Origin of the sequence: Lysinibacillus sp. AR18-8, from assembly GCF_001705465.1 — a bacterium.
Lineage (GTDB): Bacteria > Bacillota > Bacilli > Bacillales_A > Planococcaceae > Lysinibacillus > Lysinibacillus capsici.
In genome coordinates, this window is the sequence record NZ_MDGU01000006.1 from 90,614 (window position 1) to 106,904 (window position 16,291).

The 16,291-nt window shown below is 35.9% G+C and carries 14 protein-coding genes and 1 pseudogene; 6 read left to right on the forward strand and 9 right to left on the reverse strand.

Features of this window, described 5'->3' with window-relative positions; all coding sequences use genetic code 11:
- The first annotated feature begins 99 nt into the window (after positions 1–99).
- Positions 100–378, forward strand: a complete 279-nt coding sequence (locus BFM98_RS05165) for a hypothetical protein (RefSeq protein WP_066036725.1) — start codon at positions 100–102, stop codon at positions 376–378.
- 402 nt (positions 379–780) lie between these two features.
- On the opposite strand, the gene BFM98_RS05170 is transcribed toward BFM98_RS05165, so the two are convergent.
- Positions 781–1,650 (reverse strand): LysR family transcriptional regulator, encoded by an 870-nt coding sequence (locus BFM98_RS05170; RefSeq protein WP_066036726.1) that lies wholly within the window; start codon positions 1,648–1,650, stop codon positions 781–783.
- Between the two features lie 91 nt (positions 1,651–1,741).
- On the opposite strand from BFM98_RS05170, the gene BFM98_RS05175 reads away from it, so the two are divergent.
- The 4 genes and pseudogenes from BFM98_RS05175 (at position 1,742) to BFM98_RS05190 (ending at position 6,436) form a co-directional block, all read left to right on the forward strand.
- Entirely contained in the window at positions 1,742–2,929 is a 1,188-nt protein-coding gene (locus BFM98_RS05175; protein WP_115673618.1) for an MFS transporter, read from the forward strand.
- A 1,050-nt stretch (positions 2,930–3,979) separates the two neighbouring features.
- A complete protein-coding gene (locus BFM98_RS24625; RefSeq protein ID WP_369700631.1) occupies positions 3,980–4,198 on the forward strand; it encodes a FadR/GntR family transcriptional regulator in 219 nt (72 codons plus the stop codon).
- A gap of 439 nt (positions 4,199–4,637) precedes the next feature.
- Entirely contained in the window at positions 4,638–5,486 is an 849-nt protein-coding gene (gene accD / locus BFM98_RS05185) for an acetyl-CoA carboxylase, carboxyltransferase subunit beta (protein ID WP_066036728.1), read from the forward strand.
- Positions 5,479–6,436, forward strand: a pseudogene (locus BFM98_RS05190) (acetyl-CoA carboxylase carboxyltransferase subunit alpha). The gene accD and the pseudogene BFM98_RS05190 overlap by 8 nt, the downstream one beginning before the upstream one ends.
- A 565-nt stretch (positions 6,437–7,001) precedes the next feature.
- Here BFM98_RS05190 and BFM98_RS23815 read toward each other — a convergent pair.
- Together BFM98_RS23815 and BFM98_RS05200 are read right to left on the reverse strand one after the other, a co-directional pair.
- Positions 7,002–7,217: a hypothetical protein gene (locus BFM98_RS23815; RefSeq protein WP_066036729.1), complete on the reverse strand. Its 216-nt coding sequence runs from the start codon at positions 7,215–7,217 to the stop codon at positions 7,002–7,004.
- 108 nt (positions 7,218–7,325) lie between these two features.
- Complete coding sequence (locus BFM98_RS05200; RefSeq protein ID WP_066036730.1) at positions 7,326–8,696, reverse strand: MFS transporter; 1,371 nt, start codon at positions 8,694–8,696, stop codon at positions 7,326–7,328.
- A gap of 118 nt (positions 8,697–8,814) precedes the next feature.
- On the opposite strand from BFM98_RS05200, the gene BFM98_RS05205 reads away from it, so the two are divergent.
- Complete coding sequence (locus BFM98_RS05205; protein WP_048392734.1) at positions 8,815–9,702, forward strand: LysR family transcriptional regulator; 888 nt, start codon at positions 8,815–8,817, stop codon at positions 9,700–9,702.
- A gap of 650 nt (positions 9,703–10,352) precedes the next feature.
- On the opposite strand, the gene BFM98_RS05210 is transcribed toward BFM98_RS05205, so the two are convergent.
- The 6 genes from BFM98_RS05210 to BFM98_RS05235 form a co-directional block, all read right to left on the reverse strand.
- On the reverse strand, positions 10,353–12,233 hold the full coding sequence (locus tag BFM98_RS05210) for an alpha/beta fold hydrolase (protein ID WP_066036731.1): 1,881 nt from the start codon (positions 12,231–12,233) through the stop codon (positions 10,353–10,355).
- 57 nt (positions 12,234–12,290) lie between these two features.
- Positions 12,291–12,857, reverse strand: a complete 567-nt coding sequence (locus BFM98_RS05215) for a TetR/AcrR family transcriptional regulator (protein ID WP_066036732.1) — start codon at positions 12,855–12,857, stop codon at positions 12,291–12,293.
- A gap of 323 nt (positions 12,858–13,180) precedes the next feature.
- Positions 13,181–14,125 carry a serine hydrolase domain-containing protein gene (locus BFM98_RS05220; protein ID WP_254659988.1) on the reverse strand — a complete coding sequence of 315 codons (945 nt, stop codon included), beginning with the start codon at positions 14,123–14,125 and terminating at the stop codon, positions 13,181–13,183.
- A gap of 193 nt (positions 14,126–14,318) precedes the next feature.
- Positions 14,319–15,080, reverse strand: a complete 762-nt coding sequence (locus BFM98_RS05225; protein WP_066036734.1) for a glycosyltransferase — start codon at positions 15,078–15,080, stop codon at positions 14,319–14,321.
- Between the two features lie 14 nt (positions 15,081–15,094).
- Positions 15,095–15,649: a GNAT family N-acetyltransferase gene (locus BFM98_RS05230; RefSeq protein WP_016991743.1), complete on the reverse strand. Its 555-nt coding sequence runs from the start codon at positions 15,647–15,649 to the stop codon at positions 15,095–15,097.
- Positions 15,650–15,696: 47 nt separating this feature from the next.
- Positions 15,697–16,191 (reverse strand): DinB family protein, encoded by a 495-nt coding sequence (locus BFM98_RS05235; protein ID WP_066036735.1) that lies wholly within the window; start codon positions 16,189–16,191, stop codon positions 15,697–15,699.
- Positions 16,192–16,291 lie beyond the last annotated feature (100 nt).

A 16,291-nucleotide genomic window follows, 5' to 3' on the forward strand; every position in this document is an offset into this window, starting at 1 on the left:
TAAAGAGTATTCTTCGAAGATATGTAATGAACAAACATAGAAAACTGGCTTGAATGGTAATCGCTATGAACTAGGGGGACGGAAAAAGGGTTTTTAATAATGAAATTTCTTACATGGGGTGTAATTGGAGCTGCTATCTTGGGTAATAACAAGAGGTTGCAAAGTGGAAATCTTCAGCAATTCACAAAAAATATATCGAACAAATTAAATTTACAGAACACACAACAAATGATGCAACCTCTACAACAAATGGCACAACCAATGCAGCAAATGACTCAGCCTTTACAACAGATGAACCAATTACAACAGCAAACAACTCAATCGTCGCAACAGATGAAACAACCTTTACCCTGTCATCTAAGTTCTTCAGAGTCTTGAGTTAGTTCGGAAGATGAATCAGCTGCTGATTGAAAAGAAGTAATAAAAACAAGTGTGAGTACAAAAGTGATTAACATTTTTTATTTTTCTTTAATCCTCCTCTTATACCTTTATCAAAATTTATTGTATTTTTTCCTATACTGAATAAAGTATGTCTTATTGAACAATCGGGCGCTTTTCTGAAAAAAGGAAAGCGTCTTTCTTCATGAAAAGGGCCCAATTATTGAAAAACATTTTTTAACGAAAGGCTCCAAAACGGCACTTGGGGACGTTCCACTACACTTGTTAGGTGTTTTTAATAAATCTAAAAGGCCTATACATAAAAATTCCTTTTTCTTTCCTTTTATCATGAGTTACATGAATAAAGGAAGTTCTATTTTGAAACGTAATCGCTCCAAATGTTCACTTAAAAACATGTTTTGCCACATGGAGAAATTCCTTAACTGCAGGAGAAGCATTTGCAATAGAATGACAGGCAAGTGCTACTTCACGGCTGTTTTCAATATTTAGTTTGCTGATTTTTATGTTTTGCTGTGTCTTTAAGTATAATTCTGGACCTATCGTAACGCCAAGTCCTTCCTGTACCATATTAGCGATGGTTGTACAGTCGTGTACTTCAAAAAGAATAGATGGTTTAATTTGCGCTTCTGCAAATAATTCCTCAACATGTGATTGGTACATCCCTGTTGGCATAATAAAGGATTCATCCATTAAATCATTCATTTCTACAATTTCTTTAGAGCGGAAATGATGAGCAGAGTGATAAGCGACTACCATCTTGTCTTTAATCAAAGGAACCAAATCGAAATTTGGGCTTGATTTTCCTTTTACTACAAATCCAATGTCAATAATGCCTGAATCCAACCATTCCGTAATTTCCTCATAGGTTCCTTCATAAAATTTAAATTCTATTTTAGGATGCTTTTTCCGGAATTTTGCAAGTAATTTAGGCAATAGGCAGGAAGAAGCACTTGCAAAAGTGCCGATACGAATAATACCTGTTTCCAAGCTTGTCATAAGTGCAATTTCTTGATTAATGACTTCCACTCTTTTCAATATTTCTCTGATATGCGGCAGAATTTTTTGTCCCATTTCTGTAAGTGTTATTCCTTTTTTTCGATCACGAATTAATAAAGAAACTCCCCATTCAGATTCTAAACTCGCAACTGCATGGCTCACGGCAGATTGAGTCATATTTAATGTTTCAGCAGTTTCTGTAAAGCTTCCTAGCTCGACTACTTTTGCAATGATTTCGTAGCGCACGATAGTCATGAGTAATTACTCATCTCCCTTATCAAAAACATCAATTTTACTTATGTTAACATGGAACTTAAAATAAAAACAGCAGTTCAAATATAAGGAGATGTACAAATTGAAAAATAATATAAATCAACTAATCATCATACTTTTAGCTTTAGGAGCTTTTGTAACAGGAACAGCAGAGTTTGTTGTTTCTGGAATTTTAGAACTGATTTCTTTTGAATTAAATGTTTCAATTTCAATAGCTGGCCAGTTGATTACGATTTATTCTTTATCTTATGCTATTGGAGCATTGGTATTGGTCATGCTAACGTCTAAATTTGACCGTAAAAAAGTGCTTTTAAGTGCCATCTCTATATTTATTCTAGGAAATCTAGTTGCATTTTTCAGTTATAATTTCGTCATTCTTATGTTATCCCGAGTCATTATGGCAATGAGTGGAGGGCTGTATATTGTTGTTGCCACCAATTATGCCGCTCAAATCGCAGTTCCAGAAAAAAGAGGTAGTGCAATGGCAACAGTCATTACAGGTTTCACTGTTTCATTAGTACTTGGAGTGCCTATTGGAACATTTTTAGCTGGACATTTTGATTGGCACTATATTTTCTTGATCATTGTGCTTGGTACAGTTTTTTTAATGATAGGTCTTTATAAATTATTACCAGCTATAAAAGGAAACCAACCGTTGCCATTTACACAACAGCTACAAATAATGAATGATAAACGAGTCCTAACTGGTTTAATGACAACGATTTTTTGGATTTTAGGTTATACGATGGTGTTTGCCTACATTGCTCCATTATTAAGTCATACTGCTGGTTTTTCTATAGAAATGACAAGTATCGCATTATTTGTTTTAGGCACATTTGCTTTTATTGGCTCACGCTTTGGAGGATATGCGGTAGATAGATGGGGACCTAATCGAACAATAACATTAAGTTTATGTGTTCATATCATCTCTTTATTTGTACTAGCATTTACACAGTATAGGGCAGTGGGTGTATTTGTCACACTAGCTTTTTGGGGAGTAGCAACTTGGACAATGACACCAGCAAAGCAGTTTTATCTGATTTCATTAAAACCACAATCCTCTGAAACAGTACTCAGTTTTAATACCGCCTTAATGAATGTGGGAATGATGCTGGGCTCTGCATTAGGAGGAATCATTATTCAATATACTAATATAGAAAATTTAAGCTGGATTGGTGGAATATTCGTAATACTCGCACTTATTTTTATCAGATGTTCTTTCTACCTAAATAAAAAAGTTATGAAGCACCATCGACTTTAATGAATTAAAAAGTAATTTCTAAACTCAACTGCCTTGGTATTCAGGGAATATTAGGTATTGTTTATATTGAAGAAATAACTGATTTTACTAAGGAGACTATTTCAGTAATTGGAGATGAAGTTTTGTTAATGGTTTTTTCGATGTTTTTAACCACTTATAGTATTGAGACAATTAATAAGATTCAATCTAGTATAACTGAACATTCAACAGTTCAAGAAATACAAAAATTATCGTAAATCTAAATCAGATTATTTACCTTATGAATTAGGGATATTACGTAATGGAAGTTATATAAGATTTGGGAAAAGCCGACAATCTAGACTATTCAAGAAACAAAAATTCCTAAAAATACAATAGTTGAGGTAATAGAAAGAAAAAAATAATTGGGTAAGAGTGCAAATAGAAGAAAATAATAGCTGTTTAAATGGATGGATAGAGGAGTTAAAAATTAAAAATTGTTGATTGATATTAAAAATCTAAATAGAATACTTAAAAATCAGAACTGTCCTTTAAAGTTCCAAATTTTCTAAGGGCAGTTTCTTGTTTCAAAAACTCTTTTTTAGAATTTAATCATTACTCATTTTTAATAAACAACAAAGCAGCAAGGAACGGTTTCTGTAACCTTATTCCTGCAAGTTTTTCCTCTTGTTCAGGAGCTTTTACTAGAAGATGAATTGCTTTACATTGAGAGAACGCTTGAAAAGCGCTTTGGTAGACCTCAAGTGAAAATAAAATATGCACAAACGACGAAAAGAATATGAAATTGAAGGGAATTAAAGAAACTGCATAAATTTTTATGCAGTTTTTTCTTTACTTTCAAATAATTATTTTGTAAGATAAAGCCAACTTCAAAAGTGGCCAGACCACTTTTGAATTCATTCAGTAAGAGACGCCATCATCTGAAGGTGGTGGATTTTGTTTCTTTTTAGTAGGTATCCAAACACCTACTGAATGAAGATAAAGCCTTTGGATGCATTGTTTATCTGCGCGAAAGGAAAGCGACAGCAATAATTATTCCAAGGCGAATAGATTGACCGAGGAGTTGATCGTATGGATAAAAAAACCGAACAAAAGAAAGTGTTTTTAGATATCGTCCAACAATTACGACAACTTATTAAAATAGAAAAAATACAGGCTGGTGAAAAGTCACCTTCCGAAAGAGTCCTTTCAGAACGTCTAGGTGTCGGGCGATCCTCTGTGAGAGAGGCATTGCGAAGTTTAGAGTTATTAGGTCTTATTGAAACGAGACATGGGGAAGGACGTTTCTAGCTTCTACAAAAGCATCAGCTCGTAGAAATATTGTCGATGTTTATATTAGAAGATGAAAAATCAAAAAGGATGCGAATTAACGCGACAAATTCATGATAAGGAAGCCATTCGCGTTATAAGTTGTACAGAGACTCTGCGAACACTACCAGTGTGGGGCAGTTTTTTTGTAAAGCTAGAGATAGAAAGTACGATTTATTGTCGGGATGTTTAACGAGAAATAATCATCACGTCAGGAAATCGTCTTTCACTAAAAGTTTGGTTTCAGTTAGCAGTTTATGCCGGTGACCGTTTAAATCGAAACTCAACAGAAGAAGAAAAATTAATCATTCAAACTATGTTGAAATCGATATAGCTTGGCTATGAAAAAGAAGCATTAAAAGCTTACCAACAGTGGATGAATGCTGAACAAGGCATTTAGACAACAAAGGGGGAGTAGAACATGGTAGTACGTAGCTTATTTAGTAAAAAGAAAGAGGACAGACAGGAAATGGGATTTCCAGAAGGACTTATGACAAAATGTCCAGAATGCCGTCACATTCAGTTAACAAAGGAATTAGAAAAAAATCATAAAGTGTGTACAAAATGCGACCATCATTTCAAAATGACTGCACAGGAGCGCGTAGCATATCTCTTAGATGAAGGTTCATTTGTTTCAATGGATGATCATTTACAAACAAGTAATCCACTTAATTTCCCTGATTATGTAGAAAAAATTTCAGTGGCTAAACAACAAACGGAATTAAGCGAAGCTGTACTGACTGGGTTAGGTACTCTTGATGGAGAAGAAATTGTTGTAGCCATTATGGATTCTCATTTCCGTATGGGCTCAATGGGCTCCGTTGTAGGAGAAAAAATCACACGTGCCGTTGAAAAAGCTATTGAATTACGTGTACCGGTTATTATTTTTACTGCTAGTGGTGGAGCGCGCATGCAAGAAGGTATTCTATCATTAATGCAAATGGTAAAAACGAGTGTGGCATTAAAACGTCATAGTGAAGAAGGACTATTATTTATTTCGATCATGACGCACCCTACATACGGTGGCGTTTCAGCAAGCTTTGCCTCTGTTGGAGATATTAATATTGCAGAACCGCAAGCATTAATTGGCTTTGCTGGTCGCCGTGTAATCGAAGAAACATTAAGAGAGAAATTACCAAATGATTTCCAAAAGTCAGAGTTTTTACTAGCGCATGGTCAGCTTGATGCAATTTTCCATCGGAAGGATTTACGAAACCAAGTAGCAATACTTGTAAAAATGCATACAAAAGGCGGTGTGCAATATGTCTAAAAATTTAGCTTTTGAAGAACCAGTCGTACAATTACGAGAAAAAATTGATGAATTAAAAACGATTGCTACAGAGGCAAATGTAGACATGACAGGCGAAATCGAAAAGCTTGAAACACGTCTAACACAGCTAGAACAATCTATTTATGCCAATATGAAGCCATGGGATCGTGTACAGGTTGCTAGACATCCAGAACGACCAACAACTTTACAATATATAGAAGCGATGTGTGAAAACTTTATTGAGTTACATGGAGATCGTACATTTGGTGATGATGCAGCTATTCTAGGAGGAATTGCTCTCTTTGAAGAACAGCCCGTAACAATTGTTGGACATCAGCGCGGAAAATCAACTAAAGAAAATATTCGACGAAATTTTGGTATGCCACACCCTGAAGGATATCGTAAGGCATTACGCTTAATGAAGCAAGCTGAGAAATTTAAGCGCCCAATCATTTGTTTTATTGATACAAAAGGAGCCTATCCGGGTAAGGCAGCCGAGGAACGCGGCCCAAAGTGAAGCCATTGCTAGAACTCTCTCTGAAATGGCGATTCTAACAGTACCAGTTATTAGTATTGTTATAGGGGAAGGCGGAAGTGGTGGTGCCATTGCATTAGGGGTAGCTAATCGCGTCTTTATGTTAGAGAACTCAACGTATTCGGTTATCTCGCCTGAAGGGGCTGCATCGATCTTATGGCGAGATGGTAGCCTAGGGAAGCAAGCTGCAGAAGCAATGCGGATAACAGCACCTGACTTAAAAGAGCTTGACGTTATTGATGGAATAATCCCTGAAATAACGGGTGGAGCACACCGCAATGTTGTGAAGCAAGCATCTTATATAAAAGAATGTATAAGCGTCACACTAAAAGCATTGAATTCTCTAAATGGCGAACAATTAATTGAAGATCGCTATGAGAAATTCAGAAAGATTGGACAATATACAGAAGTTTAATTTCATTTTTAGGTTATTGGACATGTGAATTTGTTTGTAAAGAGATAAAAAATGTTTCCTAAATAAATTAATATCCTAATGAATGTTGGAAGAAAAAAGAATTGTAGTTGGTAAAAAAGATTGAGCATTTATAATAAAGTTCGATTATTTGTAATATAGTTTGATAAAAATAACTTCGTATTTAAATAAAACCCACGCATATTGATCAAACTTTTTTCAAAATGCGTGGGTTTCTTCTATTATAAAATCAACGATTGCAACAAACTTTTAATCAAACTTTATTCCAAACCAACACTTTTGTGTCTTATTAATTTGCTTTAAGTGACCATTTACACAGAGTAATTTAAACTTTATGAGTTTTCATCTGTCCATAAAAATAAAATGTCTAGAAGTTCTTGTCCTAAGAATCAAAATGCTTTAAAATCCTCGTGCAAAGAAGGTAGGTTTGTGGCAGTGTCTAAAAGTTCTTGTCCATATACAAGTACAGATATTATGGGTAGTTGATGAATCAAGGACCTCCTCCACGCAAAATAATTTTAGTTTACATAATATAAATTATAGGAAGTTATGTTTCATTAAAAAGTATACTAATAATAGTGAGACAAAATGAATTTAAAATGTAATATGAACCAATTCTTTTGTTGTAATCCTCATTCCATTGAACAACTTGCTCCGTCCGTTTTTGACCTGCATTTCCAAGGGTATTCGCGGCGAAAGTTTGCGCTCTTTGCTTCAACTTCTGGATGACTTTCTCATCTTGGGGTTGTTTATCCTTTTGCATTTCCTTCCAAGCTTGATCTCATGAGGACCATTCCTTAATACTAACAGTTGTCACATTCAACTCCTATTTTTATTTTTTGTTTTAATTGCTTGTACTCGGTTCATCCAATTACTCAGAATATCTGAGGCGCAGACTTATAAATACTAAGACCAATGCAATAACCGTTAGGAAAACTCCCAGCAATCGGAATCCTGTCAAGTTGAACGCACCTCCCATAATGATACCTGTCAACAGTGAAGATAAAATTGTTCCCAAGTATCTCGATGTATTAAATAGGCCAGATGCTACACCAGCAATTTCTTTTGGAGAGCTTTTAAACAAAGCTGCCTGCATACTAACAGCGTTTAGCCCGTTGCTAAAACCGAATGCGGCTAACGCCAGGCACACACTGATGACTGGTGAACTTTGCGTCCATGTCACAATCCACACTGCCCCCACTACCATCAGTAATGAGGATACAATCAATGCAGGTCTTGGTCCCGATTTACCGACCCATTTCCCTGCTATTGGCGAAGCTACAATCGAGCTCAAGCCCAAGGTTAACATAAGAATCCCTGTCTGAAATTCACTGACATGACGCACCATTTGCAGGTATGATGGAATCCCAAAAAAGAGTGAATAATAAAGTAAGTTAACTAGCAAGTATTGTATATTGACCCAAGCCATCCCTGGATATTTGGCGAAGGTGCGTAAAGGAATAAATGGCGACATTGTTTTTAGCTCATGTTGTACGAATATTCCCAACGCAACGAGCCCGATTAGCACAACAACGACATTCCACATAGAGAAATGCCCAGATGATTTCGCTGACAGCAAGCCAACTAGAAGTGCAATCAGACCCACCGCAAAGAGCAGAATTCCTGGCACATCAATCACACCCAGTAATTTTTGAAACGACATGTCACGTGAAACCATTGCTGCCGATCCATCATTAGGAATCATTTTCCAAGCTAATATAAAGCTCGCCACAACAAACGGGATATTGACGATGAAGATCGCTGGCCAGTCCCACCATTGAATAAGTACTCCTCCAGCAAAAGGTCCTATTGCTGCCGCACCGGATAGGAAAATCGATAAACCTGCTAAAGCATCTGCTTGCTTTTCTGTAATATGAATGCGTACTATAGCTGTTCCAACTGCAATCAGCATACTAGTTCCGATTGATTGTACAATTCTGGACACTATAAGCCATCCGAAATTTGGAGAAAATGGTGCCAGAATAGAAGAAATTAAGGATACAACAAGACCAGCCAGAAATATCTTTCTCCGACCGAATAAATCACTAGCCTTCCCCATTACAGGTTGGGCGATAGCACTAGCGATATAAAATGAAAACACAATCCAGGAAACAGTAGTAAAATCAATGCTATACACATGTTGCAACCTAGCAATAGCAACAGAAATCATTGATGAATTTAAAGGGTTTAATAATATTCCTAGTCCAACGGATATCATTAACCACCTGCTACGAGAATTCATATTTTACCCCCCCTTTATATTTGTTACATTGGTATCTTACTTGAAATTTTACATTCATTCCAACGCATTTAAAGTTATGATATCATTGACCAAAAGGAATGATTGGAGAGAAAAAGAAATGGAACTTCTTCAACTACAATATTTTCTTGAGGTAGCTCGATTAGAGCATGTAACCGAAGCTGCCCGAAGTCTCCACGTTACGCAATCGTCGCTAAGCAAAACGATTCAGCGTCTGGAAGAAGATTTAGGGGTACCTTTATTTGATCGCACAGGCAGGAAACTGCGATTAAATGAATTTGGCAACAAATTCATTCGTCGCGCGGAAAGGGCTTTGTTTGAGTTGGAACAGGGGAAGCAGGAGATTAGCGATTTGTCCAGAGCAGAATCTGGTACACTTAAGCTTGCGGTAACCACAGCAAGCACTTTACCCCAGATTATGCGAGAGTTTCGTAAAAAACGTCCTAATATCCAATTTCATGTGCAAATGCTGACCACACTGGAAATGGTCACGCTTTTACATCGAGGCGAAGTCGATTTTTGCTTGTCGTCCTCTCCTTTTCAGGGGCAAGACATCGAATGTCAAGTTGTCTTTGTTGATCCCATTCTTGTTGCAGTTCCTAATGGGCATCGGCTGGCAGACCGAAGTAGCGTATGTTTAACAGAACTTAAGGATGAAAGCTTTGTCGGCGTGAAAAGAGGATACGGCACTCGTGATTTAGTAGACGCTGTATGCAAATCGGCTGGAATTGACCTTAAATATGTGTATGAGGGCGATGAACCTACACGTTTGATCACTCTTGTAGAAGCTGAAATTGGACTTGCCTTCATACCAAGCACAGCAAAAATATCATGGGAAAAGATTAAATATTTGCAAGTTGAGGATCATGAACTTGTACGTGATATCGCTTTATTATGGCATAAAAGTCGATACATGACGCAAGCTTCATTGGAATTCCGCAAGGTAGTTCTAGACTATTTTGAGGCAATATCAAACCAGTCCAATTAATCTTATTGCATGACTCGTACCGATTCGATGAGCTTATGGAACAACCTACTATTAAATTGAGTATTATAACTTCTAACGAATAACGTACATAGTATATTTATTAGTTAGAAGTTATGCCCTGAAGTTACTCTACAATCTGGCCCAATTGTTGAATGAAAGTTTAATATATGTTAAAAAACTTAATACATTGGTGCCTAAGATAGTATTACTTTAAAAAATAGTTTCCCCATTTCATATAATAAAAAAGTTGTTTTCAGCTGCCATATCCAATAAGAGGACAAATGAACATAGGCGATTATTTACGAATGCTCATTGAAAAAGATATTAATCCTCAATCACCTCGATATCTATTAAATCGTTTTATAAAAATGCAATTAGATCTTGAATTATCTTCAAATAATTCTTTTAATGTCTCTGTTGGAATATGAATAATTTCGTAGTCCCTTTCGTCTTCCCCATACTCTAAAAAAGAATTTTCTTTAAATAAAACAATATACTGTTCGTTCTTCTTGATTCCTCAATTCTGAAGAATAATACTAAATAACCAGTCGTCAAATAAATATTGACAACTGGTTAGGTGTATACTTTTTCGGCTGTAATATATCAGTAATTTTCACTGCTACCTGTAGAAAGGACACTAAATAGTAGTTTTACCGAAGCAAGATCTCAGCTTCTTTTGCAAATTCATTACTGTTTTTTATGACCAAATTAGCCGTTTCACTCGGATGGCTAAGAGGAAAATGATGACCATATGAAACAAAATCAACCTTACCCAGATGTGAAGGAGCAGAATAGCCTCTGTCAGAATCCCCCCAAATAATGTGAAGATTATACTTTGTTACTTCATTGAAATCACCTTGAACGTTTTTCGATAGTAAACTATTAAGCTGAACCGTAGTATTTAAAATTCTTGGAGAAGTAAAACTTTTACTTAGTTTTTCAATATAATGTTCAGGGATGCTCTCTATACTTTCAAATAAACCATTACTTAATAAATATCGCTCTATCAAATTAGTAGTTGCCAATTTCAATGTCCATTTGTTCATAAATTGAGGAACATATATCGATTTAGCATTTTTTTTAGTAATAGGTGGCTGAAGTAAAGTAATTGTATACTTCTTATCTATGTACTTTTGTACTAATGCTTCCAAAAGAATATACGCACCAAATGAATGGCCAATTAGATGGGCGCCGTTAGTAGCTTTCTCCAATAACTTTTTTACTACATTCAAATAGATATTTAAAAGATTTTTCTCGCGTTTAAAAGGAGAACGTCCCAAACCTGGAAGATCCAAGATCCATACAGGTTGACCCGTTTTTTCATGAAGCTCATGCGCTAAAGGAAATAAATCCTCCCCATCACTCAATAAACCATGTAATAAAATAAACGGTTTTCCCTCTCCGTGTAATTGGTAAAGGGTATTGTTATCGCATAATGTTCGCTCAAATAAATGATGATGCTCACCATTTTGATACATCAATCGATAATCCAGATCAGCTACTACGGCAGGGAAAAAGTTCATGACACTCATCTTCTTAAACCAATCTCCACCCCTCATGGTTTTCACCGAACCATTTGAAAATGTTCGTTTTGTGATAAAATTCAGTCCATCAGAAGGAATGTTTGTTATTTTACTTACTCCACTTTTCATTATTGTTTTCATAAGCGGCATTGGAACAGAGATTTTTGGTGCTCTCATATTCATACTTTCCGACATAACACTTAATAATTCAGCAATGTTCGGATCGTTCTCTTTGTCATCAACAAGTGTATATGTTTGAATAGCCGGCTGCTCCAATTTGAAAACCTGCACAATAAACTTCGCAAACTCATCGTTTGAAATCAGTGGCAACCTATATCCCTTATCTCCAGGAATCACTGACATGAGCCCTCTTCGCATACTTGTCACAAGCAAACCTAATCCTGCTATCTGCTCTGTACTCCCTGTTTTACTACTACCAACCACAGTTGGCGGATTAATGACAGACAGCGGATAACCTACAGCTGATGCCTGTTGACGGATATAAAGATCTGCTAAAAATTTTGTTTTCTCATATGGGTTTTTTATTTTTAAAAATTTGTTTCCTTCTTTAAATACATCTATCGCAACCTTGCTATTATTATCATCAAAGGGACTCATATAACCAACAACATGAATAAATTGCTGCAAGCCCTTCAATTGATGAATACTTTTAGCGAATTCACTAATATGTTTGGCGCCATTCAAAAATACAGAAGTTGCCTCCTTGTTTGTCGCTTGAATATCCATGGAGCCTCCTGCGTGAATAATCACATCCGTGTTCAATACCAACTCCTTATCTTCAGCACTTAGACCTAAGTCTATTTTCGTTAAATCACCTTCAATAAAGTGCATATTTTCCTCTTTTAAGATGCCTCTTTCCTGAAAAATCTGTGTTGCTTTACTTTTCGACCTCACTAAAAGAAGAATGTTCACATCCTCTTTGACTAATTCCTTCACTAATTGCTTTCCAATAAAACCTGTTCCACCCGTTAAAAATACTGTTCTCATAAAAATCCTCCTAGTAGTACTGTTTAGTACTAATTCGATGTAAAAAAAATGCTTCTTTTACCGAAGCAAGTTAAACAAATGATCTGCTGTTTTCATGATTACAGTTGCATCCTCCAGTGTTTCTGAAATAAATAGCGCTCCTTCAAGATTTGTAATAAAAAGAGATGCGACCTCGTCAATATTTATTGTCTTTCTAAATTCACCATTCTCTACCCCTTGTTTAAGGAATAGGGAAACTTTCGTTTGTAAGCCTTTAAAAAAAAGACCTATTTTTTCTTTTACTTTTGTGGCATTTGTAGGGCTTTGAATATAAAGGGTAATAAATGGACAGCTCCCCTTATATTCTCTCGTATGAACTCCTTGTGTTATTTGCTTTAAAAATAGTTTGATACGATCTTCAACTAATAAATGGTTTTGAGATAGTAAGTCATCTATTGCAGATTGATACATTTCAATCCAATAATCAACGACCCCTTCCAACAATTCTTCCTTATTAGAGAAGTGATAATACACATTAGACTTTGAAACTTTGCTTACACGAACTAATTCATCCATGCTTGTATAAGCAAACCCTTTTTCTAAAAATAATGTTGCAGCTACTTCAATTACACGTTTTTGATTCATTAATTTTACCTTTGTCATAATTAGTACTATACAGTACTACAATGGGTGTTGCAAGTATTTTTGTTAGTTTAAAAAATTTTTGATTAAAAATGCGAAACTTTAATTGATTTTAAAAATGTCATTTTGAACAAAGTTGAACGGATCCCCAAAACTGTTTTGGATGGCTTGTAATTATTCACTTGTGTTATTTTGCTTTTATGCCCATTAAGGATGATTGACAAAATTGATTCATTAATATCCTTTATTCAATATAAAAACTCCATTTTGATTGATGATGATCAAAATGGAGTGTATTTACCATAATTTCTTATTATCCCTAGCTGTTATTCAAACAATGGCATCATATGTTTTCTAATCAATTCAACACGATCCTTGGCACGTGGCATAAAGCGCGAAGCAATCGAAATGACCATCTTCTTTTGAGGATTTATGAATATTACATTTCCACCATCCCCCAAAGCTGCATAGCAATCATCAAGTATCCACCACAAATAACCATAGGACCGCTTTCCTGATCGACTTTGTACTTTAGTGCTGTCCTCTATCCATTGAGAAGAAAGAATTTGGCGACCGTTCCATACACCCCCATTTAAATAGAGCTGACCTATTTTGGCCATATCTCGGGTTGTTAACGTAAGTCCCCAACCAGCGGTATTTACTTCCTTAGGATCTACTATCCAGCCAGTGACATATTTATCCTTCAGAAAAGCGAAATAGTCTTCTTTATTTTGTATAGTTGTATTTGTGGGAGCTTTGATTGCAAGAGGTTTAAACAAGTTTTCTGTAGCGAAATCAAGAACAGATTGACCAGTGGCAGTTGTAAGAACACCTGATAAAATATGTGTGCCAACGGTAGAATAGTTAAACACCCCAATACTACCTTTGCCTCCTAGCAAATCCAATGCAGCTTTTACCCAGTCATCACTTGAATATACTTTCGTATAAGGCTCTGACTTGTATTTATAGGGTGCAGTCATTGACAACAAATTTGCTATGGTGATGTTTTGAATGGTTTTTTCGCCACGTTTCACTGTATAATTTGGAAAAAAATCTAACACATGCTGTTCTATATTTTTCATATATCCTTTATCAATTGCCATTCCAATAAGAATGGAGATGATACTTTTAGTGACAGATGCTATATGCAAAGCATCATCTTGGGTGTACTCATCAAAATATTTTTCGTAAATTAAATGATTATCTTTTCTAATAGCGATGCCTGCTATATTGGAATACTCTTTTTCTATTAAATCTTCAAAGTTATTCATCATTCTGATTGTTAGGGTTTGACACATTGACGTCAGCTATATCAATCCCCATCCTTTCGCTAAAATGAATCATCAATATTGATGTAATAAAGAATAATTTATTATAAAAAATTATTCAATTCTTTTCTTTTTTCCAGCTAGTGTGATAACAAAAAAACGTTAATCCTTGTTCGATTAACGTTACGGTTTCTTTTTATCTATCTTCATTTTCATAATATGCTTCATTCGCATGTTTCTGATCTGTACCTTTAAGGTATGCTAGGATCATTTTAGGACGTTTAAGTAAAACCCAGTCTCCATGCTTATCAAATTTTCTGCTTGAAGTGATCATTCCATTTTGAATTGTTCCGTATTTTTTTTCGTTCTTTTTTCCCCAATCTTTTAATCGTTTAGCAAAATCGGCATCTTCTGCCATGAGCATATTTTCATTAAATCCATTAATTGCTTGAAAATCTTTTTTGTAGCACCAAAAGATGCCTACAGAAATTGCACCATATTTTAAAAATATTGGTCCGATTAACAACAAAGCTGAAACAAAAATTCCTAAGGACATTCTTTCAAACTTTCCTGTAACGCCCCCGCCAATGTACTTACCTGTGCTTAAGTTCTCCACTGCCTTCGATAACACATGTTCGTTCATCTGTGTATCGGCATCAATTGTGACGATGATTTCACCTCTTGCCATATCAACGCCAGCGTTCCTAATCTTCGAAAGGTTCTTATCGCTATTTTTTAGTAGGATACAATTATACGATTTTGCAATTTCCTCTGTTCTATCTGTACAGCGATTTAAAACAACAATAATCTCTACTTGATTTTCAAAGGATTTGGAAGCCTTTAAAATAGATTCTAAGCATTTTCCAATGTATTTTTCTTCATTATGGGCTGGTATGACAATTGAAATTTTTATATCCTCTTTCTTTTGCACTTCTAAAGAGTTCTCCATGTCGTACATACAGCTCCTCCCTTTTAAATGTCTTCTGCATTTATAAAATAAACCAGCTGATCAGTCCACTTGTTGTCCTCGTAGATGAATCCTTTCCTCGTGCATTCATAAAGCATCCCAACATTTTCTGCTAATTTTATAGATGCCGTATTGTCGAGGTTTATATGAGCTTCTATTCGATGATAATTTAATTTTTCAAATGCTAGATCAATCGCTGCCTTTACAGCCTCTTTACCATAACCTTTTCTCCAAAAATGGTTATGAATGGTATACCCGAACCTAGCCCATTGAAATTCTTCCCTCATAATTGTGGAAAAGTCTACAAAACCAATATGCGTATTATCTGTTTTTCTAAATACTCCAAATACATACACCTTATCATCCTCAGCCATCTGATGATGCTTAGTAACTAAATCACGAAACCATTCTTTCGTACAGATGCTCATATCTAATTTACCTTCATCGTATTTATGCTGGGAAGGTAAACGATTTTCATATTGCGTAAGCCAAGAAGAGTAATCTCCCTCTTCCATTAATCGAATAATTAATCGTTCTGTTTTCGTCATTATCTTAGTCAATCGAACACCTCGTACCTTTCTAAATAGCGATTCATGGAAGTAGTTTACTAGGCTTCTTCGTCTGCAGAGGGGCCGTAGATGCCTGGTACTGGAATATCGAGAAGTCGCAAGTATACCCCAAGCTGCGCCCGATGATGGACCATGTGGCTTAATCCGAAGGTGCGGAACGCAATTGCTCGAGGCTCTTGGCGAATAATATGGTCACCGTGACGTAGTGTCCATACCTCTCCGAGCGTTTTCTCATCACATCCAATAAGCATCATTTCCACTTTTCTTACGTTTGTATCGAACTCATCCAGAATGTCAGCTCGCTTTTCTAATGCCTCTCGTCGCAACGGAACGGCGGAAAGATCAAAGTCTAAGTACTGTAAAATAGCCATTTGCCAGTTTAGCAGATTGATTAGGTGCGTGGCCAGACCTCCTAGTGTCATTGATTTCTCATGTGGCCTCCATGTCATATGCTCGTCAGGCAAGCGTTCCAGCATACGACGAGTAGAAGCCAATTCCTGTGTTGTATCCCCAACAATCAATTGTTTAACCATAAAATCCCTCTCCTCCCTTTTAATCAGCATACTATAAATTCCATTCAAGGGGAAAGCTCTCAGATAACTTTTTATGCTGTGGTTAAACCTTTTTTTAGAC